At 41.2% G+C, this 24,518-nt stretch carries 27 protein-coding genes and 1 pseudogene; 10 read left to right on the top strand and 18 right to left on the bottom strand.

From position 1 onward, the window contains the following. The first annotated feature begins 1 nt into the window (after position 1). On the top strand, positions 2-1,399 hold the full coding sequence (locus ACYH0O_RS08125) for a hypothetical protein (RefSeq protein WP_426891214.1): 1,398 nt from the start codon (positions 2-4) through the stop codon (positions 1,397-1,399). A gap of 39 nt (positions 1,400-1,438) precedes the next feature. Here the strand turns inward: ACYH0O_RS08125 and ACYH0O_RS08120 are convergent, their stop codons facing one another. Beyond that, on the bottom strand, positions 1,439-2,038 hold the full coding sequence (locus tag ACYH0O_RS08120) for a phosphatase PAP2 family protein (protein ID WP_482631895.1): 600 nt from the start codon (positions 2,036-2,038) through the stop codon (positions 1,439-1,441). 99 nt (positions 2,039-2,137) lie between these two features. Here ACYH0O_RS08120 and ACYH0O_RS08115 point away from each other — a divergent pair, with 99 nt between their 5' ends. After that, positions 2,138-3,340 (top strand): M20 family metallopeptidase, encoded by a 1,203-nt coding sequence (locus ACYH0O_RS08115; RefSeq protein WP_482631894.1) that lies wholly within the window; start codon positions 2,138-2,140, stop codon positions 3,338-3,340. Positions 3,341-3,381: 41 nt separating this feature from the next. On the opposite strand, the gene ACYH0O_RS08110 is transcribed toward ACYH0O_RS08115, so the two are convergent. The 4 genes from ACYH0O_RS08110 to ACYH0O_RS08095 form a co-directional block, all read right to left on the bottom strand. Then, positions 3,382-3,789, bottom strand: coding sequence for a DoxX family protein (locus tag ACYH0O_RS08110; RefSeq protein WP_482631893.1), 408 nt, complete (start codon positions 3,787-3,789; stop codon positions 3,382-3,384). A 148-nt stretch (positions 3,790-3,937) separates the two neighbouring features. Beyond that, positions 3,938-4,642 carry an EcsC family protein gene (locus ACYH0O_RS08105; RefSeq protein ID WP_482631892.1) on the bottom strand — a complete coding sequence of 235 codons (705 nt, stop codon included), beginning with the start codon at positions 4,640-4,642 and terminating at the stop codon, positions 3,938-3,940. Positions 4,643-4,709: 67 nt separating this feature from the next. Beyond that, on the bottom strand, positions 4,710-5,939 hold the full coding sequence (locus tag ACYH0O_RS08100; protein WP_482631891.1) for an ABC transporter permease: 1,230 nt from the start codon (positions 5,937-5,939) through the stop codon (positions 4,710-4,712). Then, positions 5,929-6,672, bottom strand: a complete 744-nt coding sequence (locus tag ACYH0O_RS08095) for an ABC transporter ATP-binding protein (protein ID WP_149155096.1) — start codon at positions 6,670-6,672, stop codon at positions 5,929-5,931. The genes ACYH0O_RS08100 and ACYH0O_RS08095 overlap by 11 nt, the downstream gene beginning before the upstream one ends. A gap of 711 nt (positions 6,673-7,383) precedes the next feature. Between ACYH0O_RS08095 and ACYH0O_RS08090 the strand changes: the two genes are divergently transcribed. Both ACYH0O_RS08090 and ACYH0O_RS08085 read left to right on the top strand, forming a co-directional pair. After that, positions 7,384-7,806 (top strand): HIT family protein, encoded by a 423-nt coding sequence (locus tag ACYH0O_RS08090; RefSeq protein ID WP_482631890.1) that lies wholly within the window; start codon positions 7,384-7,386, stop codon positions 7,804-7,806. Between the two features lie 163 nt (positions 7,807-7,969). Then, positions 7,970-8,506 carry a tryptophan transporter gene (locus tag ACYH0O_RS08085; RefSeq protein ID WP_149155094.1) on the top strand — a complete coding sequence of 179 codons (537 nt, stop codon included), beginning with the start codon at positions 7,970-7,972 and terminating at the stop codon, positions 8,504-8,506. Between the two features lie 67 nt (positions 8,507-8,573). On the opposite strand, the gene yhzF is transcribed toward ACYH0O_RS08085, so the two are convergent. Further along, on the bottom strand, positions 8,574-8,768 hold the full coding sequence (yhzF, locus tag ACYH0O_RS08080; protein WP_148968349.1) for a membrane protein YhzF: 195 nt from the start codon (positions 8,766-8,768) through the stop codon (positions 8,574-8,576). 163 nt (positions 8,769-8,931) lie between these two features. On the opposite strand from yhzF, the gene ACYH0O_RS08075 reads away from it, so the two are divergent. Together ACYH0O_RS08075 and ACYH0O_RS08070 are read left to right on the top strand one after the other, a co-directional pair. Continuing rightward, positions 8,932-9,303, top strand: coding sequence for a YtxH domain-containing protein (locus ACYH0O_RS08075; protein WP_188048424.1), 372 nt, complete (start codon positions 8,932-8,934; stop codon positions 9,301-9,303). A 379-nt stretch (positions 9,304-9,682) separates the two neighbouring features. Further along, the gene (locus ACYH0O_RS08070) at positions 9,683-10,258 is read left to right on the top strand and encodes an HTH-type transcriptional regulator Hpr (RefSeq protein ID WP_113971262.1); all 576 of its coding nucleotides are present in this window, start codon (positions 9,683-9,685) and stop codon (positions 10,256-10,258) included. 1 nt (position 10,259) lies between these two features. Here ACYH0O_RS08070 and ACYH0O_RS08065 read toward each other — a convergent pair whose 3' ends face one another. Further along, positions 10,260-10,589, bottom strand: coding sequence for a DUF1878 family protein (locus tag ACYH0O_RS08065; RefSeq protein ID WP_482631889.1), 330 nt, complete (start codon positions 10,587-10,589; stop codon positions 10,260-10,262). A gap of 194 nt (positions 10,590-10,783) precedes the next feature. Between ACYH0O_RS08065 and ACYH0O_RS08060 the strand changes: the two genes are divergently transcribed. Both ACYH0O_RS08060 and ACYH0O_RS08055 read left to right on the top strand, forming a co-directional pair. Then, positions 10,784-11,320 (top strand): DUF3267 domain-containing protein, encoded by a 537-nt coding sequence (locus ACYH0O_RS08060; RefSeq protein WP_149155090.1) that lies wholly within the window; start codon positions 10,784-10,786, stop codon positions 11,318-11,320. Between the two features lie 238 nt (positions 11,321-11,558). Beyond that, entirely contained in the window at positions 11,559-11,738 is a 180-nt protein-coding gene (locus ACYH0O_RS08055) for a hypothetical protein (protein WP_034763303.1), read from the top strand. 331 nt (positions 11,739-12,069) lie between these two features. On the opposite strand, the gene ACYH0O_RS08050 is transcribed toward ACYH0O_RS08055, so the two are convergent. The 3 genes from ACYH0O_RS08050 to ACYH0O_RS08040 all read right to left on the bottom strand — a co-directional run bounded on the left by ACYH0O_RS08050 (position 12,070) and on the right by ACYH0O_RS08040 (position 12,540). Further along, entirely contained in the window at positions 12,070-12,156 is an 87-nt protein-coding gene (locus ACYH0O_RS08050) for a YjcZ family sporulation protein (RefSeq protein ID WP_082051156.1), read from the bottom strand. Between the two features lie 126 nt (positions 12,157-12,282). Further along, entirely contained in the window at positions 12,283-12,366 is an 84-nt protein-coding gene (locus tag ACYH0O_RS08045; RefSeq protein WP_032089274.1) for a YjcZ family sporulation protein, read from the bottom strand. Between the two features lie 87 nt (positions 12,367-12,453). Then, the gene (locus ACYH0O_RS08040; RefSeq protein ID WP_044337791.1) at positions 12,454-12,540 is read right to left on the bottom strand and encodes a YjcZ family sporulation protein; all 87 of its coding nucleotides are present in this window, start codon (positions 12,538-12,540) and stop codon (positions 12,454-12,456) included. Positions 12,541-12,727: 187 nt separating this feature from the next. On the opposite strand from ACYH0O_RS08040, the gene ACYH0O_RS08035 reads away from it, so the two are divergent. Beyond that, complete coding sequence (locus ACYH0O_RS08035; protein WP_482631888.1) at positions 12,728-13,684, top strand: peptidylprolyl isomerase; 957 nt, start codon at positions 12,728-12,730, stop codon at positions 13,682-13,684. 51 nt (positions 13,685-13,735) lie between these two features. On the opposite strand, the gene ACYH0O_RS08030 is transcribed toward ACYH0O_RS08035, so the two are convergent. The 7 genes and pseudogenes from ACYH0O_RS08030 to ACYH0O_RS08000 all read right to left on the bottom strand — a co-directional run bounded on the left by ACYH0O_RS08030 (position 13,736) and on the right by ACYH0O_RS08000 (position 22,995). Then, positions 13,736-13,915: a sporulation YhaL family protein gene (locus tag ACYH0O_RS08030; protein ID WP_149155088.1), complete on the bottom strand. Its 180-nt coding sequence runs from the start codon at positions 13,913-13,915 to the stop codon at positions 13,736-13,738. A 131-nt stretch (positions 13,916-14,046) separates the two neighbouring features. Beyond that, on the bottom strand, positions 14,047-14,988 hold the full coding sequence (gene yhaM, locus ACYH0O_RS08025; RefSeq protein WP_148968344.1) for a 3'-5' exoribonuclease YhaM: 942 nt from the start codon (positions 14,986-14,988) through the stop codon (positions 14,047-14,049). 186 nt (positions 14,989-15,174) lie between these two features. Beyond that, positions 15,175-16,389 (bottom strand): annotated as a pseudogene (locus ACYH0O_RS08020) (MFS transporter); the annotation flags it as partial. A 113-nt stretch (positions 16,390-16,502) separates the two neighbouring features. Then, positions 16,503-19,478 (bottom strand): ATP-binding protein, encoded by a 2,976-nt coding sequence (locus ACYH0O_RS08015; protein ID WP_482631887.1) that lies wholly within the window; start codon positions 19,476-19,478, stop codon positions 16,503-16,505. 17 nt (positions 19,479-19,495) lie between these two features. Further along, positions 19,496-20,704, bottom strand: a complete 1,209-nt coding sequence (locus tag ACYH0O_RS08010) for a metallophosphoesterase family protein (protein WP_482631886.1) — start codon at positions 20,702-20,704, stop codon at positions 19,496-19,498. Between the two features lie 148 nt (positions 20,705-20,852). Continuing rightward, positions 20,853-22,103, bottom strand: a complete 1,251-nt coding sequence (locus tag ACYH0O_RS08005; protein ID WP_482631885.1) for an ABC transporter permease — start codon at positions 22,101-22,103, stop codon at positions 20,853-20,855. Then, positions 22,096-22,995 (bottom strand): ABC transporter ATP-binding protein, encoded by a 900-nt coding sequence (locus ACYH0O_RS08000; RefSeq protein ID WP_482631884.1) that lies wholly within the window; start codon positions 22,993-22,995, stop codon positions 22,096-22,098. The genes ACYH0O_RS08005 and ACYH0O_RS08000 overlap by 8 nt, the downstream gene beginning before the upstream one ends. 185 nt (positions 22,996-23,180) lie before the next feature. On the opposite strand from ACYH0O_RS08000, the gene ACYH0O_RS07995 reads away from it, so the two are divergent. Next, complete coding sequence (locus ACYH0O_RS07995) at positions 23,181-23,366, top strand: YhzD family protein (RefSeq protein WP_113971251.1); 186 nt, start codon at positions 23,181-23,183, stop codon at positions 23,364-23,366. Positions 23,367-23,663: 297 nt separating this feature from the next. On the opposite strand, the gene ACYH0O_RS07990 is transcribed toward ACYH0O_RS07995, so the two are convergent. Continuing rightward, a complete protein-coding gene (locus ACYH0O_RS07990) occupies positions 23,664-24,458 on the bottom strand; it encodes an enoyl-CoA hydratase (RefSeq protein WP_482631883.1) in 795 nt (264 codons plus the stop codon). Between the last annotated feature and the right edge of the window lie 60 nt (positions 24,459-24,518).

Below are 24,518 nucleotides of genomic sequence, written 5' to 3'. Positions count from 1 at the left end.
AATGGGGATTGATTTGACCGCTCTTCATTGGATTTATTTAGCTTTCATAGGATTCATCATCCTATTTATGATTTTCCGGAAAGACACCACGATCGTATGTATCCTGGGAATCTTCAGTATTGCACTGATGGCAACAGGATCGTTAAGTGGATCGGTTAGTAGCATATTTAATAGCTTTATCTTTGCGATTACGGAATTGCTATCTACCATTCTCGTGATTTCCATTATCGTAGCAATGAGTAAAGGGCTGACTACAACCGGTATTAACGATGTCATGATTCGCCCGTTTACAAAGTTCATCCGGACACCATCCCTTGCTTACTGGACAATCGGTCTTGTGATGATGTTTATATCTTGGTTCTTCTGGCCGTCGCCTGCAGTAGCCCTCCTGGGTGCCGTGTTAGTACCAGTCGCCCTTAGAGTCGGATTACCTGCCCTTGGAATCGCCATGGCCATGAACTTATTCGGTCACGGTATCGCCCTTTCAGGTGACTTTGTCATTCAGGCAGCTCCGAAGTTAACAGCAGACGCAGCAGGAATACCTGTATCAGATGTTATTTCTGCAAGTATCCCCCTTATTATTGTGATGGGCGTCGTCACAACTGTTACCGCTTTTCTTTTTCTTAAACGAGATATGAAAAAAGGAATCCTGAAAGTGGATTCAAGCTCCATCGTATCTATTGGCAAGGATCAGGAGGAGTCACCTAACCTGTTATCTACACGATGGAAACGAACAATCGCCATCCTTATTCCTATTTTATTTGCCCTGGATATTACTGCAATGGTTCTATTTGATCTTCAAGGGGGAGATGCAACCGCACTGATCGGTGGAACATCCATCATCATTCTTCTCTTGATTTCATTGGCTGCTTATAAAGGAAAGGGATTGGAGAAAACGACGAGCTTCATGATTGACGGGTTTCAGTTTGGATTTAAAGTGTTTGGTCCCGTGATTCCAATTGCTGCTTTCTTCTACTTGGGAGATTCAGGGTTTCAAACGATTATCGGCGACTTCCTTCCTTCAACGTCTCAAGGAATCGTCAATGACCTCGGTGCATCCCTGGCTGCCGTCGTTCCCCTGTCTACAGCAGTAGGGGCGATCACCCTAACGACCGTTGGATCGATCACAGGCCTCGATGGATCCGGCTTTTCCGGTATTTCCCTTGCCGGTTCCGTAGCCAATCTATTCGCAGATAGCATTGGGTCCGGTGTTGCAACCCTAACCGCCCTCGGGCAAGTGGCAGCCATCTGGGTCGGCGGCGGAACACTCGTCCCATGGGCCCTCATCCCGGCTGCCGCCATCTGTGGAGTCGATCCATTCGAACTCGCACGGCGTAACATGCTTCCTGTCGTCATCGGATTAATAGCAACCACGATTGTAGCGATGTTTTTGATTTGAATAAAGTGAGGGACGGACCTTGTTTCAAGGTCCGTCCCTCTATCTTTCCTGTTTCGGCCGATTCTCATAAAGAAAGATACATAGTACGAAAAAGGAGTATCCGAGCAGATATCCGGCTGCTACATCCGATGGATAGTGAGCCTGTTCCACTATTCTGCTGAGTCCTGTCAGCAGGGCAAGGGTGATCGCCAGGATATAGAGAATCACTTTCATCCCAGCAGAAGAAATCTCTCTACTAATGAAGTATGCAGTGACGAGTAAGAAGACCAGCCCTACCATAGCATGGCCGCTTGGAAAGCTGAACCCTTCCTCACCATTTGAAAAAGGAGGTCTTTCTCTTTCCATCAAACCTTTGATTGATTTATTAAGGACGTTACTTCCGGCTACCAGAACAACAACAGTAATGATTCCAAGAAAGTCCTTCTTGGCCCACCAAAGATATAAAATAAGGACGATGGATGCGATCCCAATCACTATTTCAGTACCGATTACGGAAAACAGTTCAATAAAGTGAAGGTTGCTCATGTTCGACAAGAAATAATCCTCACCTAAAATTTCCATCTCATAAAAAACAAAATGCGCGATGGTCATAAACAGTAAAAATGAAATGATGGCCGTTATGTATTGAAACTTCTTCATCTTGATCCTCCTTGAATTTCACTCTAATTACCCACATCCCTCATCATATTTAGTGTTATAATATTCGTAATATTCATCAAATATTAGGAGGTTGTGCACTTGCTGAATGAATTATATCAGAAATTAGAAGAACGTTGGATAGAAATGGTTGAGATCAGAAGGTTTCTCCATCAACATCCTGAACTATCCTTCCAAGAGAAAAACACAGCTGCATACATTGCAGATTACTATAAGAAAATCGGCGTTCCCGTCCAGCAACAAGTCGGTGGCAATGGGGTAGTAGCAAGAATCGAGGGAGCTCTCCCTGGAAAAACAGTGGCTCTTCGTGCAGACTTTGACGCCCTCCCCATCCAGGATGAAAAGGAAGTTGAATATCGCTCCACCGTTCCAGGGGTCATGCATGCATGTGGCCATGATGGTCATACAGCAACACTGTTAGTATTGGGTAAAACCCTGCATGAAATGCGTAGTAATCTTTCAGGTACAGTGATTCTTATTCATCAGCATGCGGAAGAATATGCACCAGGCGGAGCGAAACCCATGATTGAAGCGGGCTGCCTGGATGGAGTGGATGTTATTTTCGGAACTCATTTATGGTCAAGTGAACCTCTCGGAAAAATTCTATATCGAACAGGTCCGATCATGGCTGCTGCTGACAGATTTGAAATCGTCATCAAGGGCTCCGGAGGTCACGGGGCACAACCTCATAAAACAAAGGATTCCATCGTGATTGGAGCTCAAGTCGTTTCCGAGATTCAACAAATTGTCAGCAGAAGAGTGAATCCGATTGACCCTGCCGTTGTGACGATCGGTTCTTTTATGGCAGATAATGCATTTAATGTGATTGCCGATTCCGCTAAACTCATTGGAACAGTCCGTACATTCAATCCTGAGGTCAGAGATTTTATTGAAGAAGAAATCGAACAGATTCTAAAGGGTGCATGTCTTTCAGCCCGCTGTGAGTATGAATATGTTTATGATCGCGGATATCCAGCAGTCGTGAATCACGCAGGGGAAACGGATCTGTTGATTCAAAGTGTCGATACAGTCGATGAAGTTCATAGTGTGGAAGAAATTGAAATGCAAATGGGTGGGGAAGATTTCTCACATTACTTAGAACAAGTAAAGGGTACTTTCTTTTTTACGGGAGCCAAGCCGGAAAATGTTGAAGTTGCCTTCCCCCACCATCACCCCAAGTTTGATATTAACGAAAAGGCTCTTCTGATTGCCGCTAAATCACTGGCGTCTGCTACCATTCAATATCAAGAAAGGCATTCTATCACAGAGACGCTGACAAAATAACTCATAAAAAAGGATCAGGTGACCTGCCTGATCCTTTACTCTTAATAAAAGCGATGATTTTTTTCAATCTTACTTACCACCAAGACCCACCAGATCAAAAGCGGTTGAAATAATAACCTCACCCAGAGCAGTACTACATTCGCTTCATCGTTCCCTGGAGAAGGAATTTCTTTAATGGCCACATAAATATTCACGGGGAAAATGAGAACTAAATAAATCGCTGTGATAACCCCCGCTTTTTCACGAGTCTTTGGAATGAGCAGGAGTACAGCCAATATAAACTCGATCATTCCCGTAATATATACGATTTCTTCCCTTAGAGGAATGAATTCAGGGATCATTTTGGCGAATCCTTGAGCTTCAATAAAATGAAAGACCCCTGCTAAAAAGAAGAAGAATGAGAATAGAATAAGTCCTAACACTTTCAATCCTTTCTTGCGTTTGTTCATCTGTTTCACACCTCACAACAATAATGATAACGTACTTTCTAACTACACCTGAATATTCAGAGGAAATAAAAAGATGCGTTTGTATTCGGTCGCTCTGCCAATATCCCTCAAAAAAAAGATCGACCATCACGTCGACCTTCCCTCACTACTATTCTAAATCATGAAAGTACCGAATCCGATAAGCATATTTTGCCACTTCCCCCAATTGTTCAAGAAGTTGATAGTTTGCATAGGCTCCCACCACAGCCCCTACTCCGGGAATGAGTTGAAATAATTTCACAAAATCAATGTAATCCCGATACTCCTGTTGGAAAGTTCGCCAGTCCAATTCCTTTAATTTTTCTTTTTCCACATCCCAGTTTTCGATGATGTCGAGAACATGTTTTTTATGAGAATCACTGGAGAATGCAAGCTGAAAGACATAAAGCAAAAACAGGCGTTCCTCATATTGTTTTGTATTATAGCCATGAATGGCAGAGCATTCGCTCAGAAATTTCATTTTGATTGATAAAAGCAACGGAAAATCTGCCAGGCCAAGAAAGATCCCACCTGCACCTGTTCCTGCTCCTTCAATCGTAGCCGCCTTCCGGTAAAATTCCATTCGTTCCTTCATCAGCGCTTCTCTTTCCTTCAGTGAAGACTTCACAGAGACCTGCTGAAGGGGTACCCACTCGCTTCCCTTTAACGTTACTTCTACCATCTTCTTGATACTTTCCGTTACTACGTTATGTGCTTTCTCTGGAATCCATTGATTCACTTTTGTTTGAGCTTGCTTAGAAACCCGTTGGAAGATGGAAGATTTTCTACTGAACTTACGTTTCCAGGAATCGAGCTCTTCTCTTTCATGGTTCACACTGAACCACCATCCTTTTTTTATCTGTTTACTCTTTCTATACGTTTCTTTCTTCCGGATTGTTTCACTAAAATAATGTTTCTTCCATCTTCTTCAATCGCTGTACTAAGTAAAACTGACTAAATAGAATTGAAAATGCCAACCCGACCAGGAGCGTAATCACCCCTTCTATCCATGCACCCTTTAAAAAAAGAGGCAGGGAAAACACACTCGCTTGGATCATCATCGCTTGATTTATGATTTTTTGAAAAGAGGACTTCTTTAATTCCCTTGATACAGGATAAATGAGAACCCAGATTTTATAATCAAACCGTTTAAACAAAGGGATCAACTGAAAAGCTGTTAAATAAAGAAACACTAATGCCGTCAGAATACTGAAGATAAAAGAAGAATTCGAATAAATTAACAGCACACCGATCAAGGTTAACCGAATGTAAAGTCCCGAATATTCACTTGTTCTCACCAACGACCGAAGGTACAAATACCGATACGTCGAAGCTTGAGAGAAAGGTGTCCGCACAAGTCCATCAAGCCATTTTCTCCGGTGCACCTTCCCTTTCAGCTTAGGCACATCCGTGAACATATTGGCGATCCGATAAAAGATCAGCATCCGCTGCTGCTCCAGATTGATTAACAAATCCCATTTAAGATTCTTACCTTTTGTCGATTGAAAAAAGTACAAAGCATACCCGAGCATGACCAAGGCAACGACGATAATCATCCAGATAGTTGCATTCGATAAAACTAAGAATACGAGAGAACCGCTTAATAGAAAGCGCAAAAAGCTGTCGGTCCAATGAGCTTCCCTTTCCTGAAAGCGCAACATCAACCAGCGTACATATAGATTCCATATCTTTAATGCTAATACTAAGCCAAGTAACGGAAAGAAGCTTCCAAAACTGCTTCCGGATACCGCTACATACATTGGCATGAGTGCAGCCAGTACGAGCAGTTGAATGTATGATTGAAACATGAAGCTAATCCAGATGCATTTGGTGAAATAACTCGATAAACTCCCCTCTATCGGCAAAAGAAACACAGCATCCGCTTCTCTCAAAAACGTATAGACGGGACTCCATGCCAATAATAAACCCAGGATCACCGCCATGATGAGTGGTGCAGGGAAAGCCGGATCCAGTGTTTTCACCCAATGATTATATGTATACGCTGCTCCTCCCAGTGCAAAGATCAGGACAAATAGTAAATGATCGTTAAACATATATTTCAAATACTTTTGAAGCTCCTGATTATACTCTACAATTCGTTTCTTCCAAATACTATCCACCTTATTCATCATGGGCTTCTTCCTTTGTCAGCTGAATATAAATATCATCTAACGTTGCACCAGGCATGGAGAATTCCTTACGAAGTTCCTGAAGCGTTCCTTTTGCACGAATTTTCCCTTCATGAAGGATGATGAATGAGTCACAATACCTTTCTGCAGTTGCTAAAATATGCGTCGACATCAGTATTCCTGCACCGTTTTGCTTCATCTCCTGCATCCAGTCCAGCAGTGATTGAATCCCGAGTGGATCTAATCCAACAAACGGCTCGTCAATGATATAGAGACTGGGCTGAATAAGAAAGGCGCACATGATCATCACCTTTTGTTTCATTCCTTTAGAAAAGTGTGCAGGAAACCAGCTCATCTTCTTCTCCATACGAAAGGCCTTCAACAGTTTATCAATTCTTCCTTTATACTCAGATTCTGATAATCCATAAGCCATGGCCGTAAGTTTTAAATGCTCCTCAAGGGTAAGTTCATCATAAAGAATCGGTGTTTCCGGTATGTATGAAAACTGCTTTCGATATTGATCGGCATCACTCTTTAATGTATGACCATTAATGGACACTTCTCCTTGCTTTGCTTCCATGAGACCAATAATATGCTTGATAGTAGTACTCTTCCCTGCTCCGTTCAGGCCTATTAATCCGACAATTTCATTTGAATGTATGGAAAATGTTATATCCTTTAAGACCGGTTTTCGGGTATACCCGCCAACCAGGTGTTTGATTTCTAATAATGACACGAGCAGCAACGTCCTTTCTCTTCTATATGTTTTTCTCTATTTTATCAAAATTTCATTGTAAAGGCATGGTTTAACCAACTTTCCATTCCATATTTTAGCATTCATAACATTACGCGATTTGCACATCATAGTATTTGAAGGGGCCAGCAATAAGGAAAAGGGGATGGTTGTTAAAGACCAGCTAACCGATTTCACTATTGTTTGCGGCTGTAAGGATTGTCGTCTTCTATAGTGAATGACACACTCACCATATTCATTTGTTCAAAAAATTGATAAATGAGGTGTTTGTTAAAGCACACTTTGACTGAATCAACTTACTTTATTAGCTTATCAAGCTTAAGAGATAAGGGGATGGTCACATTGGTTATAGTCATTCATGTTTCTAATGGTTTACACATATCATCCTTATAGCAAATGAGGTGTTTGTCCAAGACGGCTAACTGTTTCTATTGTCTAAAATTGCTTAAATAGCGAAAAGATAAGGGGATGGTCGCATTGAACAATTTTCATTCTAACTTAAGAATGTATCACTACAGAAGCTACTAGAGAATGAGGTGTTTATCAAAGAGAATGAAGATTTGACATATTAATCTTTATAGTATTACCCCTTCAAGAAGAGAGGCAGGAAAATCGTTCCTGTCTCTTCTTCATTTATTTCCTCTTTCATGATAAAATACATAAAAATGCCATTACTGAAAGGTGGAGTAAACAGTGAGTGACTGTATATTTTGCAAGATTATCGACGGGGAAATCCCTTCTATGAAAGTGTACGAAGATGAGCATGTCCTTGCATTCCTTGATATTAGCCAAGTGACGAAAGGTCATACATTACTTATTCCCAAAGTACATAAAGAAAACATCTATGAACTGACTCCTGACATTGCAAGTCACCTCTTCTCTGTTGCACCTAAGATTGCGGACAGTATCAAGGCCGAGTTTAACCCTATTGGAATGAACTTGTTAAGCAACGCAGGGGAAGCAGCAGGACAGTCTGTCTTTCATTTCCACATGCACTTCATTCCCCGCTATGGCCAGGGAGATGGTTTTGGAGCCGTTTGGAAGACACATAATGATGACTACACTCAAGAAGACCTGAAAGGAATAGCTGAATCCATTGCACAGCATCTTTCATAAAAATCGAGCCTGATCCCTGAAGCTAAAGGGATCAGGTTTTTTCAGAATAATTAATCTTTGACAACAATACTTGGTATGTTATAATGTACCTATCTTTTCGCTAATGGCAACAGTGCACATTAGGAGAAGCAAATAGTATAGTTTAGTTGAGGAGAGATGAGAAATGAATACAAAAACACTTGTATCCCTGTCCTTATTAGTGGGGATCGGGGCCGTCCTGCACACAGTGATCCCGGGAATTTTCTTAGGAATGAAGCCGGACATGATGCTGACGATGATGTTTCTAGGCATTATATTATTTCCAGCCAAGAAAAACGTATTACTTTTAGGTTTATTAACTGGAGTCATTTCAGGTCTGACAACACAGTTCCCTGGAGGATTCTTACCTAACCTGATCGATAAACCGATCACGGCTTTCGTTTTTTACGGCCTTTTCCTGGCTACTAAAAAGATCACTCGTTCACTTGTAGGAGCTTCTGTTCTAACAGCTATTGGTACACTCGTATCAGGAAGTATATTCTTACTTTCTGCTTATGTGATTGTCGGTCTGCCTGGAGCTTTCTTTGCTCTATTTGCAGCAGTCGTACTTCCAGCTACACTTGTTAACGCCGGAGCGATGTTTGTGGTGTATCCAATCATTAACGGGATTTTAAAACGTTCAACCATTCGAGAAGCTGTCACAACAGAACAGCTATCCTAATTTAATCATAGTAAAGCCCTCCATTCATTGTGTTTTCGCCACCTGAATGGAGGGCTTTTTCTATATCTTACTTGACTGCAACCCATAAGAGCACTCCAATCAAAAAGGTGATCACTCCGCCGGACCCCATTATGGCAGCACGCTTTTTTAATATATTCTTAGGAGGATACATACCCGGCCTTTGAATGGAAATGAAATTATACACCATACTTAGAAATAATACTGCACAGAGAGCAAAGAAACCAAAGATTACCCCGTCCATTGTTTAGAACCCCTCCTAAACTCCACCTCTTAACTTTATATTTATGCTGGAAAAAAGAAAGTTATGAATTGACTTGTTTTAATCTGTTTTAAAAGGGAAAAGGAGAATACATGTTGATTGTAGAAATAGAGTATTATAGAACTAGAAGAACGAGGTGATCATAGTGAACAAAAAATCCCTGGCTTACGGGCTTTTAATCGGTGGAGTGGTCGGAGGAGTAGCATCCCTTCTCACGTCTCCTTCATCAGGGAAAGAAATCCGGGCACAAATCAAGGACAAAAAGGATGACTGGACTGGAGTAATCGACGAGATGAAGGTGAATATTGGTGAATTGAAAGAATCCATCGGCACGCTGTCTCAGGAAGGAAAAGAAACAGTCATGCAGCTTTCGAAAGATCTTCAAGCTTCTTTCAAACAATGGCAGGCTTCGACAGAGCCAAATAACCGTCGACTTCAGGAAGAAATCCAATCCATCCAAAGAACCATTGAAGACTTGGAAAAATCCATTAACTCAGCAAATACCTCTAATCAATAACCAGATTCCCGCAGCCCTTTTTCACTAATGGTGATGGAAGGCTGTGGGCTTTTTTTGTTTGAATAGGGATTATATCGATTCTGTAGAAACATGTTTTGAAAAAAAATTATTATCCCCCTTCTTTTCTATCAATATAATGATTTCATGCACAAATCCCGTCATTACAGTATCCATACCCCCATCGACCTCTTATTTTCACAGTATGTCCCAATCAAAAATTATATACTTCGAAAAATTTTGTCAATTTAACCTTTATTAATTATTACTTTATTGGCATAATAAAATATAAGCGCTTTCTTTTTTTGTGATAGTTGTTTTAGTAAGTCATTTTAGTATTACTTAGATTTAATAAGATTTTCTAGCAAAGTGGGTGAATGAGATGAAGGAAAGAGAATTTACTTTAAAAGAGGCTATGCTCTTCAGTCAAAGGATGGCTCAGCTAAGTAAAGCTCTGTGGAAGGCCATAGAAAAGGACTGGCAGCAATGGATCAAGCCATACGACTTAAATATCAACGAACATCATATTCTCTGGATTGCTTATCATTTAAAGGGTGCTTCCATTTCAGACGTAGCCAAGTTTGGTGTTATGCACGTTTCAACTGCATTTAACTTCTCCAAGAAATTAGAAGAACGGGAATTACTCCAGTTTTCTAAACGGGAGAACGATAAACGGAACACCTATATTCAATTGACGGCTAAAGGGGAAAATATACTTCTTGAGCTAATGAAGAACTATAAGCCTGAGAGTCACTCAATCTTCCAGGGAGTTTCTCCATTACGAGAATTATATGGAAAGTTCCCGGAAATGATTGAAATGATGACCGTCGTGCGAAATATATATGGAAATGATTTTATGGAGATATTCGAAAAATCGTTTCATAATATTGAAAATGATTTTTCTGATGATAACGGAAAACTGGGAGAATTATTTCAAGATGAAGAAGAACTGGCTTAATCTACAAACTCTTCTTTAACTGTTTCATCAAAGCTGGATAAATGTCTTGAGCTAAACAGCTATCAACCACTTCATGGACCTTCAGCTTTGAATGAAGCTGTTCTTCAAACTCTTTGAAAAGCGGGGTATTGTACACGAATCCTTCCGCTTTTTGCTTTTGGAGCTTCATGCTCAACCTATCACAAGTGATAAAGAACTCCTTCACTTCCCTCTCCGACAAACCATTACGAATGATCATTCGATGAAATGGAAAACCATTTTCGGGGATCATCTCCGCTATTAACCGTTGATAATACTCGAGTTGCTCTATACGTTTCACTAAATCATTCATCTTAATCACCTTTCAATCATTGCAAAAATTTCTCATACTCTCATTGTACAAAACTATAACATACCTTTCCCATAAAGTTCTTCTAAAAAATATGAAAAAATCACCCTGAAATGTATTGATTTTTTCCGGCAATCGTAATAAAGTATGTTAGGCACTTAACTAAGATTTATTCGTCTAATGGAGGCGATTTTTTTATGCATTGCTGGAAAACAATCAATCTGGAAAAACAATTCGGATTTTACCGAGTCTTTTTACTTTCATCCATCATCATGATGATGGTATTCTCATTAATATACGTACCAATTAACTTACTATTTCCAAGTGCGTTCTATGATAATCATTTCCTTGTGTTCTTCATAGGAATGCTGAGTATCTATCCGTTGCATAAGTTTTTTCACATTGTACCGATACTGCTTTTTGTGAAAAAAATGAAGTGTAGATGCAATCGGAAACTATTTTTTTTACCGATCGTTTCTTTGCGAGTGGATCAGCCTATCTCAAAATACCGTTACATGCTTGCCCTGGTGGCACCATTCTTTGTACTGAACGGAATTTTGCTATACGGATGTATCCACTTCCCGCACTACTCTCATTACTTTACAATGCTGCTTGCATTTCATTCAGGAATCTGCGCCATTGACTTTATATATGCAAAGCAACTAATGGACTCACCAAAGAATGCATTAATTGAAGAGAATGATGATGGATACGAAATATTGATTTATCAGTAAGGATGATGGATGGCCATTGAAACATACAATCGATGGAAGAAATCATCCTTCTGCTATTTTCAGGTGTTTTCACGAAGATTCTTCATTTACTGATCGAAAATTCCTGCTTGCACTTGGATGAAATGTAAAATAGAATGCAAAAAGCCTTATTTGCATGATTAATGCAATACTCTCGCTACCAATTTGAGAAATTATTTGGTAATGTATAGCTTAAAGGAGATAACGGGGAGGGGTTTGGATGATCTCCATGTTTTTAGTGTTTGCTGTTTTCATCTTATTCTATATAAATAAAATGACAAACGCATTATGTTTACAAAAAGAAATACCTGAAGAACGCCAACCAAAGGTGTTTAGAACCATCAATATTCTAATCACCATACTACTGGTCTCTTCTTATATAGAAATATTGTTTACATAGAAAAGCGGAGGCGGCTCGTTCAGAGGCGACAAGCATAAGTAAAACCTACCGGAAAGGCGTTCTTTGCCTTTTTGGTAGGTTTTACTTATGACCTCGAGACTCTAGCCGCCGGAGCTGGACAAGTAGAAAAGCGGAGGCGGCTTGGTCAGCCCCGACAAGCATAACTGGGAGATCCCTGAAGGCGCTCTTTGCCTTTGGGGATTTCCCAGTTATGACCTCGAGGGGCTAGCCGCTGGAGCTGGACAAGTAGAAAAGCGGAGGCGGCTCGCTCAGAGACGACAAGCAAAAAGCAGACCCGGAAAAATCCGGATCTGCTTTTTATATATTCAAATTAGCAAACGTATGCTGCACCAATGATGATTAACAAAATGAATAGAACAACGATTAACGCAAATCCTCCGCCGTAAGCACCTGACATCTGCGCTTCCTCCTTTCATGTATGAAAAAGCCGCCTAAATATGAATAAAGCAAAAGGGGCCCTCTTTTTTAAGGTATTGCCCCCTCTACAATCTTTATCCGATAACTTTAAACCCTGAGGCTAAAATTATAGCCATGCTGCACCCACAATGATTAACAGGATGAACAGTACTACGATTAACGCGAAACCTCCGCCGTATGCATTACCCATAACTTTCCACCTCCTTTGAAGCGCTAATTTATCTTATTCAAGTTAGCTGCCATTTGTTTTAGGCCAATGTCATAAATTTAGTTTTTTTTAGCAAATATATGCGGCACCAACGATGATTAATAAGATGAACAGCACTACGATTAACGCGAATCCGGAATTGTATCCACAGCTCATATTTATTACCTCCTTTTCTCTCTTCGCTCTTATCATATGAAAGTACCTAGGAAATGGGTGTGTAAAATGCCCATTTTTCTGAAGATTAATATGGAAAATATTTTTTTTCATGGAAAAAGTGTGTTATAGTATGTTTTGTAGAAATTTGACAAGCCATCAAACGAATATATTGTAGGAGTTGGTCACCATGAAAAAATGGATCATTTCAGTATCATTGGCTGCTGGAGTCGTTGGACTTGCAGGATGCAGCGGAGACGGTGCTGAGGGAAACAGTGACGTTGTTGCAACAACAAAAGCTGGAGACGTAACAAAAGATGAACTTTACAAATCAATGAAGCAAAAATTCACTCCACAAATGGAACAAGCCCTTCAAGAATTGGTTTACACGAAAGTACTTGAAGAAAAGTATGACGTGTCGAAAGAGGAAGTTGACGAAAAGCTGAATGAAGCCAAAGATCAATTGGGACCTCAATTCGAAATGTTCTTACAACAATATAATCTTGATGAAAAATCGTTTAAAGAATACTTAAAGCTTCAATTACTTCAAGAAAAAGCTGCGATCTCTGACGTGAAAGTCACTGAAGATGAAGTAAAGGAATACTACGAGACATGGAAGCCTGACATTCAAGTTCGTCACATTCTTGTTGATGATGAAAAAACAGCTAAAGAAGTGAAACAAAAATTAGCTGATGGTGGAAAATTTGAAGAACTTGCAAAAGAATATTCTAAAGATCCTGGTTCTGCTGAAAATGGCGGAAGCTTAGGCTGGGTAGACAATGCAGGTCGTCAAAACTTCGTACCGGAATTCTCTAAAGCTCTGGACACTTTAGAGAAAGGCAAAGTGAGTGAGCCCATCAAAACAGAATATGGTTACCACATCATTGAAGTGACAGATAAAAAAGAAAAGAAATCCTATGACGAGATGAAAAAGGAAATCGAAAAAGAACTGAAGCTTTCAAAAGTGGATCCTCAAAAAATCCAGGAAGCGATGAAAGCTGAAATTGAAAAAGCTGACTTAAACATTAAAGATGAAGATCTTAAAAAAGCATTTGATCAAGTGCTGAACCCTGCGGCGGCACCTGAAGGCGGAGAAACTCCTGCTGTACCTGAAGGAGAAGAAACTCCAGCACCTACCGAAGAGTAGATCAAAAAGGACTGATGGATCCATTCCGCCAGTCCTTTTTATACTCTATAATCAAGATGTTAGTTGGCGTTTCCGCTCCTTCTCCTCTTCCATTCGATGAATGTAGACTTCTCCCTCTTTCTCTATCCACTCATCTTCCATATTCTTTTCTTCCTTAGCCGATTTAATCGTCATAAAGGCACTCCCGAAAATCCCTGCTACAACCAAGTACATCCAAATAGGTAGTGTCATTTGCTTCATCTCCTTATAGGTTTGTCCTCTTTATTAACACTATATGTAGTAAAGAGATAAAACATTACTAGATTTAACCTTTTGTTCTACTAAAAAGACCCCGGTCCATAATCCGGGGTCTAATAGGTTACCTATTTATGAAATGTCGGTTTATAGAATGAACGATTATCAAGGGCAAACACTCTTTCTGTATACTCCCCTGGTTTCACCCGTTCCAATGCACGATCCAGCATATTCATCTTTGCATCCACGTTATCGATATAATGCAGAATTTCAGCTTCACGAATGAGCGGCGGTTTAGGACTTCCCCATTCCGCTTTTCCGTGATGACTCAATACGAGATGTTGAAGGATCATTACTTCTTCCCCTTCAATTCCAAGCTCATCTGCAGCTTTTCCAATCTCGTTCACCATGATCGAAATATGACCGATCAGATTTCCTTCAATCGTATAAGTAGTAGAGGTTGGACCTGAAAGCTCAATGACTTTGCCTAAATCATGAAGAATGACCCCAGCGTACAATAGATCTGAATCCAGGGATGGGTACAGTCCTGCAATGGCTTTCGAGAGGTCCAGCATCGATACAACATGATACGCAAGGCCTGACACAAATTCATGATGGTTCTTAGTAGCCGCCGGATATTCCAGGAAAGGCTTCTGATATTTTTTAATCAAGTGTCTTGTGATACGTTGAATATTTGGATTTCTCATTTCGAAAATATACTGAGTAATCTTACTCGTCATTTCATCAATGCTCACTGGCGCAGTTTCCAGGAAGTCCGAAATGGCATAACCATCTGCCGGGGAGGCCGGGCGAATCTGCTTGATCTTGAGCTGACTCTTTCCACGATAACTATGTATGTCTCCAACAACCTGCACGATTGTTTCAGGTTGATATGCCTTCTCATCCTGCTCAGAAGCATCCCAAAGCTTAGCTTCCATATTTCCACTCTTATCTTGCAGTATCAGCGTTAAAAACGGCTTCCCTGTGTTTGTCGTACCTTTGGTCATTTGTTTAATTAAAAGGGGTAATTCGATTGTTTCTCCGACATTAAATTGTGTAATCCCAGACATCTATTCTCCTCCGTCCAACTATATTAGTAGTCTCAGTATATCATATTTCGATAGAGTACAGGGGTGGAAAGGGTTGGAGCGAGATGTGGGCCAGAATTGTTTCAAACTATAATCAAATTCCAGAGGTCCGTCCCTCTCTCTTCTCACAACAAAAAACCGCCCCTCATCCTGAGACGGTTCTTTAGCCTAATTCACCAAAGCTCTTTTTTGTTTATTGCTAATCCAAACTTTCGTCGCTACCAGGCCTACGAGCATAATGAATGCTCCGAAGAAGTAGGGAATATGTATATTCCACTCAAACAGTGTCCCGGCAAGCAATGGTCCAGCAACGTTACCAAGACTGAGAAACGAGTTGTTCAGCCCCATGACGGTCCCTTGTCGTTCTCCTGCCAGTTTTGAAATAAGGGAATTCAACGATGGACGGAGCATCGAGTTTCCGACAAAGAAAACGGCGGTTGTGATCAAGACCCCTACAAAGCTGGTTGCAAATGTCATGATGACAAATCCCAATGCACTAAGGAGCAATGAGCCGGTTACCACTTTTTCCTCACCGAAGATCTTCGTCGCCCTTCCCACACCCACTCCTTGAACAACGGTACCGATGATACCAATAATTAAAATGATGATCCCGACTTCCTGTGGACCATATCCATATCGTTCAAGCGCATAGTAGCTGAAGATTGATTGGAAATTCGCCAATCCAAAGCTCATGATGAATACGAGCACCAACAGAAACCCGACCGGACTCATCACCGCATTCTTCATGACCACAAAGCGGTTTTCACGCTTCTCGTCCGGATCAAAGGTTCTTTTTTCCTTTGGATAGGATTCCGGTAATATTATGACCGAGACGATAGCTGCAATGGAGGCGGCGATCCCGGCAAAGATAAATGGATAGGAGAGATCGATTTCTGCCAGCCATCCTCCGATTCCGGGCCCGATGACGATTCCAAGACCCATGGCAGCACCAAGTATCCCCATCCCTTGACCCCGATTGTCCTCATCCGTCACATCTGATACATAGGCCATTGCAGTCGGCATTAATGCTGAGCCGAAAACGCCTGCTAAGATCCTGGACAGAAATAGCATCCATAACCCTACAGCGAAGGCAAAAATGAATTCTGCTATGGCAAAGCCAACCAAGCCGATGGTAATTAATGGCTTTCTCCCGATTCGATCGGATAACCGTCCCCAAATAGGAGCAAATAAAAACTGCATAAATGCAAATACTGCCACCAACGCTCCAAGCGTTTGGGCATTGGCGTTGAATTTTTCTACATAGAAAGGAAGTATGGGGATGACCAGCCCGATTCCAACCATGACGATAAATAAGTTAAAGCTTAGTAATGCCAGTGGTCCCCGATTTCGTTTGGACCCTTTTGTTTTTGTCATACTATGTGTTCCTTCTTTCTGACTCTCATTTCATTCCATGCTACTATTTTTTGTGCAAACAAACTCCTTGTAGTATTGTAACGAATCTGAGAAAATATTGCCAATTCAAATTTTTAAAAGAATTATGCATTCCGGATCGATTCCTTTTCCATTCGCTTTAACACGATCGTTTCATCATCGGTAAACTCATTTCTTATATGAGGATGACAGGTAAAGAATAGAGTCTGATGGTTCGTTGCTATTTTCCTCAACAGCTTTAGAAATGCCTTCGTTCTTTCTCTATCAAAGTTGACTACTCCATCGTCGATCAGTAACGGCAATGGGTACTTGTCCCGGAAAGATTGAATGAGGGCAAAGCGAATTGAGATGTATAACTGTTCTTTTGTTCCTTGACTGAGTTCCACTGCATGGAAAACTGCACCGTCCTTCCTCTCTACCCTGATCATCTCATCATCCCGTAAGAAAATCCGTAGATAGTGACCTTCCGTCAGCTCTCTAAAGTTCTCTTCTGCAAGCTCCATCACTATAGGCATCTTCGATTTCTGGTAAAGATCCATTGTTTTCCTTAAAGCCACTTGTGCTAACGTGAATTTGGACCAGTCATACGCAAGTTCTTGAAGCTCAGCTTTTTTGCTTTGAAATTCCTGAAGGATTGAGGAATAGCTCTTTCCTTCCTCAAGCACTTTTATTTCATACGAAATGGAAGCGAGCTCTTTTTGATGAGCAGAGAGCTCAGTTGAATGCTCTTCGATTTTTTTCGATACCCATTCTAATTCTTTTCTGCAATCTTCCTGAGAATCAAACCGAAGAAACGTGTTGAGTGTTCGGTCGGTCAGCCTCGTTTTCATTCCATTATATTGAGACGATAGGTCAACTCTCTCTTCGGAGTGAAGTGCCTTTTCACGAAATTCTGTTTCTTCCATGCACCCTGCAGATTGAAGAAGCGTTCCAACCTCTTCACGGATCTTTCCACCTTCAATTCTTAGCTTCTCTATCTCAAAAGAAAGAGGCTCCAGCTCTGTTTGGATGCTGTTGATTATGAGTCTTTTCTTTTCAATATCCTGCATGATCCCCTTCAGTTTAATCATAGCCTCATCCACTGTGGTAAACGTGAGAGAGTGGCTATCGAACCATTTCTGACAATGGTCCCTATACTCATTCAATTTTCGGACCACATAGTCTTGTTCTTCTTTAAGATGGATATAAGCCTCATAATTCGAGACGGTCTCTTTCATTTTAACAAACGCATCACGCAGCCATTTCCAGTGAAAATCAGAATGTAAACAGAGCTCTGATTTTAGACTGGATAATCTTTGTTCTCCTGAAACAATTTCTTTCTCTACTTCCTTCTGTTTTTCATGGAGCTTCTGAAGTTTTGCCTGTTGCTCTTCTAATGAAAGAATCCGCTGTTTCCACTCGTTCCTCAACTCCATCTGCTGCTTTAGGCTTTGCTCAGCCCTATCCAAAGAGTGAAGTTCCATTTGACCTTCCGGCTGAAACTCTTTTGCTCTTGCTTTAGTTTGCTGAAGGGTGCTGGATTCTTCTCGCAGATTACCAATCGCCTGCACTCCGGATGCACCCACTACAATGAGAAGAACCAAGCTGATCCCGACAAAGAGCCCATTACCGGTCAGGATTGCCCATGACCCCATTCCCAATAAAAGAAGGAGTGCTGCACCTATTAAGAGGAGCTGCCGGGAGAAGGAGGACTTTTTTCTGCTGAAACGTTCTTCTGCCTCTTTCACTTGCAGGTTCATCCAATGTGCCTGGTCCCGTGAAGCTTGCCGGGAAGATTCAATTTTCACCGTTCTTTGCAATTCTTGATACTCATCTTCTTCCATCAGCCGATCCTCTAAGCTATCACACTTCCTTTCGATGTTGTGAAGTTCTTCTTCCTCCTCTTCGTAATGCTTCTGGAAGCTTTCCCGTTCATGAAGAAGCTTTGATTGCTGGTCCAGTGCATTCTGAATACGGTCAGACATCATTAAGCTAGTATCCAGTGCCGGGATGTCCTCCATCTCTATTGCTAATCCCAATTCACGGATCGTATCATTGATCTTACTACGCACCGTTTTTAGTTCCCTGCTCCGCTCACTGCTTTCTTCTTTCCATTTCAGATAAAAGGATTGTTGAGACAATATCTTTTCTATAAAAGGAATGTCTTCAATTAAAGAAGGATCAATCTCTTCTGATTCTAATTTGTTGTTCAGATTTTCTTGTTTCGTCACCAAGGTTTCAAGATATGCCGTTACTTGTCTTTCTTCCGTTTTAAGTTCGTTTAAACGCTCTAATCCTTTTACAGGAAACTCAATTGTTTCCAATTGGGATAGCCGCTCCTCCACTCTTTTGAAGCTAGTGAGTGTATCCCAGTTTTCATTAACTGAAATCAGATTCTCTTTCTTTTCAGCAAGAGATGCCTTTTCTGTCTCCAAGGATGAAATCCGGATTTCTAACGATTTTTGCTTTGATATGAGAGGACGGTATTGATCATTTTTTTCTTTTCCTTCCTTTACTTGTTTTTCAAGGAGTTTTAATTCTGGCAACACTGCGTTGACCATCGGCTTTCTTCCCGATTTCTTAAACAGCCGCTCCCTTTCTTTCTGCCAATTATCTTCCATCTGCAACAGAAGGTCCGTCCCTGTAGAGGCTGCAGAGAATAGGTAGCGGTTCAGTTCTTCCTTTTTGAGGCGCTGAATGTTTTGCAGCCCTTCGAGGTTGAAGGAGAATATGTTTTGGTAAGTTGTCCTGTCCATATTTCCTAGCAGTTGTTGAAGGGTTTCTTCTCCTCCTGTTCTTCCGTCCTCAAATTGAACGGTCACGTCCCCTGTAGCCTTCCCTTTAACCCGCTCGATACTGAGGAGTCCTTGTCCTTCCATATTGCAAAGGATTCTCCCGCCATACTTTGTAGAAGATTTCGGTTCATACCTGAGCAGGGATTGCTGCTTCGTTGGAAACCCGAACAAAATGCTATGTATGAATGACATAATCGTTGATTTACCAGCTTCGTTTTCTCCATAAAACATTTGAAGGTCACTAATCATATAGTGCTTGTTTTCTATTTTTCCGTATCCATAAATATGAAGTTCGAGCAGTTTCACCCCATTCACCTCCACGTTCAGCCTTTATTTTGTAACAAGTGCTCTGTTTCTTCTATTAAAGATTTCTTCTCTTCTTCCTTTAAGGGATTCAGAAAGCGGTAAATAGATGGGTGCTCATAAAGTTCTGCCAAGGCATCCTTCCACTCTTCTTGACCCATTCCTTCCAGTGTCTCCATTACTTCCTGTTTGAACGGATCCTGTTCCATTCCCCGACTCGATTCGGTATGATTCCATCGTATTGAATGAATCCACTTCAAACCCTGGTGACTCTCGTATTCTGATTGCAATGCTTCCAGTAGATCACCATTTTCTATTTTGCCCGCCATGTCTTGAGGGAGTGATTCATCATCCGTCAAGATAACCTCAATTAACATATCCCCTTCTTCAAGAGATTCCAGACCTTGCTGGATACGCAGAAAAATTTCCCCAAAGCGCTGAACACCTTGAAGGGATACGCTGCATGTCTTCCACATCAAGTCGTGAGTCGGGATAAATGTTAATTCAGTATGGTGATGATCAAGCACCACTTCATAGCATCCTTTTGCACCGGTTTCTTTCCGGTGTCTTCCCTGGATATTGCCTGGATACACGATGTAAGGCTCTTCGTGCAGAATCTGCCGCTCATGGATATGTCCCAAAGCCCAGTAGTGATAATTCTTCTCCAATAATTCCCTTATCGAAAAAGGAGCATACGTTTCATGTGAAGAATGCACACTTCCTTCGCTTCCATGGAGGATGCCTATCGTATAGCGGTCACCGGAACGTTTGGGATAATCAGCAACCCTTCTTTCCTGGATATGTCTTGTACCATAGCTGAACCCGACTATATCTACAATTGTCCCACTCTTTACAGTAAGCTGTTTCACCTCTGTTTTTGCGTTGAAGATATGTATGTTATCCGGCATATCGAGCTCTAATCGATAGCTGCCAAGATGATCATGATTCCCGTGAACAACGTAAACAGGAATGTTGTTTGAATGTAACAGATTGAATTGCTTCAATAATTTCGCCTGCGCTCGAATACTGCGATCTTCTTCATCAAACAGATCACCGCTGATGATCATAAAGTCAATATGTCTATGAATCGCTTCCCTTACCACTTTTTCAAAAGAGGCAAAGGTACTATCATGTATTCGTTCGAACACTTCTTTCGGTAAATGTTTTAGTCCGATAAAAGGACTATCCAGATGTAGATCTGCTACATGAAAAAACCGAATCTTCTCCATGAAGTTCCCTCCCCGCACTACGAATATACGTTCTTATATCCATTCATTATATCCTAAAACCGTTGATAATTTCAGTATATATTCAACATTTTACGCGATTCATAGAGAAAGGCTGCCCCGGACGACGGAGACAGCCTGCTCTTACGAATCATTTTTTCGAAGTTATATCGATTGCTTTTTTAATATCTTTATAAGAATTAGATTTTCCATACAGGAGCACTCCTCCGCGATACACTCTTGCTCCAAATACTCCAAGAATAATAATCGTCGCAAGGAGGACCACGATTCCTATGACTGGTTCATACACGGGAAGATTCAACATCCCTACACGAAGGAACATAACCATCGGTGTGAAAAACGGGATGTAAGAAGTAATAGTGACAAAACTGGATTCCGGATTCCCAAGACCGAACATGGAGATGAAGAATCCAATCATGATCAAGAAGGTCATCGGCATGATCATCTGCTGTACATCTTCGATTCTACTGACAAGAGATCCGAGTAATGCAGCCATGGTTGCATACAGGAAATACCCTAATAAAAAGAAGGTGACCGCATAGATGATGACACCTACAGATAGAGATTCAAATCCGAACCCTTCAAAGAAATCCCCGACCAGTTCATCTTTCTTTTGAATCATTGTAAAATAGCCTACTGCAAGAATTACGGCTAACTGTGTTAACCCTGCGAGACCGATTCCAATAATTTTGGCAAACATTTGTTTCACCGGGGATACACTCGATATGAGGATTTCCATGACCCGGGAGCTTTTTTCTGTCGCGACTTCCATGGCCGTCATGTTGGCGTAAGCAATGACAGAGAAATAAATAAAGAATAATAGAACATATACAATGCCCCTCGCCTGACTCAGTTCTTCTTCAGACTTGGCTCCTTCAATAAGGGCTTCCTTTTCAAAAGCAACAGGACCGCTTAACAGTGCCAGTTCATCACCTGACAGCTCTAAAATACTTGCAGCCAGTGAAGACTTCACATTTTGCAGGGCGACTTGTAATTCCCCGGTCACATTGGACTCTGATAATGAATTGGATTTATACAGAGCTTGTGGAAGACCTTCAGGGCTTTCACTCAAAATGAGTAATCCATTTAATTCATCAGATTCTATTTTCTTTTCGATTTCTTTCATCGATTGAGTGGTCGATTCCAGCTCAACCTCGCTATTCATGGTCTTCAGCTGCTGCACAAGCGGATCATACAGCTTGCCCGTTTCGTCCTGAACCGCTATCTTACTCGTGTCATCATCACTGAAGTTCGAAATGATACTGTCAAAATTGGCCAGTAATACAAGGGCAGCGGCAATGATGACGGTAGATATGATAAAAGATTTTGCCTTGAGCTTTGATAAATAGGAGTGACTAAGGATCAAGAAGAAATTATTCATAAGAAGTTCCCACCTTTTCTATGAAGATATCGTTAAGGGAAGGTTCTTCTAATTCGAACTTACGAAGGAATCCCTTTTGAACAACATCATGAAATACCCCCTGGGCAGCAGCCTCAGACTCGACCTGAAGAAGAACTCCTTCCGTTGTTTCTTTCAGCTTAGTCACGCCTTTCATATCCTTTAGATATAGAAGATCAAAATCGGAGTGAATCACCACATTCTTCTTCCCAAAGGAACGCTTGATTTCCTTCAAGCCACCATGCACCACGGGACGCCCTTTATGCATGATGCACAGGCTTTCACAGAGTTCCTCCACATGCTCCATGCGGTGACTGGAGAACACGATTGTGGTTCCATTTTTCTTGATTTCCCGGACCGCATCCTTTAACAGTTCAACATTAACCGGATCGAGACCGCTGAACGGTTCGTCGAGAATCAGTAAACTGGGCTTATGGATAACCGATGCGATAAACTGAATTTTTTGCTGATTTCCTTTTGAAAGTTCTTCTACTTTCTTGTTCACGTTTTGAGGAACATTGAATCGTTCCAGCCAGTAATCCAGTTCTTTCAGGATGGTCTTTTTCTCCATCCCACGAAGACGTGCCAGATAGACAATCTGATCGCTCACCTTCATTTTCGGATAAAGTCCTCTTTCTTCAGGCAGATATCCAATTTCCGGACTTGTGGAATAATCGATCCGTTTCCCTTTCCACGTAATCTGCCCTTCAGTTGCATCTAACAACCCTAACACCATTCGAAATGTCGTCGTCTTCCCGGCCCCATTCGCTCCCAGGAACCCAAACATTTCACCCGGTGGGATGTCCAGTGACAGCTGATCAACTGCTGTAAATTGTCCAAACCGTTTGGTTACTTGTTGTATACTCAAACCCATTTCAGCATTTCCCTCCTATACCCATAAACGAGCATCCTTTTTCTCTATAGTACTCTACGATTTTATCCAAAAAAGGTTTCATTTTCTATCTATTTTCTTTTATCAAACTATTTAGACTTTCCAAAAAAATGATAATATGAAAAAATATAAGAGAACATGAATTCTATACAAAGGGGTATATCACAATGAAAGTATACAAATTAACTGTTTTTGAAAAAGACGGAAAAAAGATTCTGGATGAATCATTCGAAGCTTCATCCGACAGCGACGCAAAGAAAATGGGTGAATCCATGTTAGAAGAAAAGGGGTATTCCGATCATACTCATCGCTGTACTTCTCCTCTGGGGAAACTATTGTTGTTTCATGTATAAGGCTTTCAACCTGCATTACAGGTCACGTCCAGTGGCCTGTAATGCATTTTTTAATTAAAAGGATGAATGCCAAACGAAAAAGAGGCTGGGACAAAACTAAAAAACCACGATAAAAAGACGAACAATAGAAGTGTAGGTTCTTAATACCGCTAATGATTTCCGTGCAACCGCTGGAAACAGCTAAAATCAAATGATTCGAAAATAAATAATAAACCCGAACAAATCTGCACACTAAGAAGCAGGTTTGTTCGGGTTTGACTTAGGATAAAAAACTTTTGTCCCAGCCTCTTTCAACTATTATTCTCCCTTAAATTCAGGTCGTCTTTTCCCGACAAATGCACGAATGCCTTCCTGGTGATCCGAGGTTTGACGCATGAGCCATTGCCCTTCTTTTTCAAGATCAAGTGCATGTTGAAGCCTGTCTTTGTTTAATGTGACATATACTTCTTTCGTTTTCAGCATCGCTTTCGTCGGTGCACCTAGTACTTGTTTTGTATAGCGTTCGATGCCTTCTTCCAATTTTCCGGAAGGAATCGCTTCGTCAACCAGCCCCTTCATAAGGGCCTCTTGCCCTTCCAAGACTTTACCGTTCCAAATCAATCTTTTGGCTTTATGTGTTCCCAGGCGCTCCTGAAGAAGAAAATGACTTCCTCCATCCGGAATCAGTGCGATCCCGATAAAGTTCATGGCGAGCTTGCTGTCTTCTTCACACAAAATATAGTCAGAGCAAAGCGCCAGACTGAACCCAAGACCTGCAGCAGCTCCATGTATACCCGTCAGAACAATTTTCGGCATGGTGTACAACGTCATAACCAGTTCACTGATGGTATCCATAATACTTGAGAACTGTTCTTCTCCGCTTAAGGTAAGCATGGATTTTATATCTCCCCCAGAAGAAAATCCCTTTCCTTCCCCTGTCAGGACCAATAAAGAAATCGATGGGTCATTTTTCACTTCTTTTAACGCAGCCAGGAGCTCACCCATAAGTCCTGCATCCAACGCATTTAGTGATTGAGGCCGGTTCAGCTGAAGTCTTGCCACCTTACCTTCTTTATGTAATTTTACTGTTTCGTATTGATTTGATACTGTCAAAAAAATCCCTCCCCTTTCTTCTAGCATACCGTAATATCCCATTTTCAGGAATCATTATTT

This window comes from Rossellomorea sp. H136, assembly GCF_056838065.1.
The sequence above is the reverse complement of the archived record's forward strand: the minus strand, read 5'-3'. Positions and strand labels throughout refer to the sequence as shown.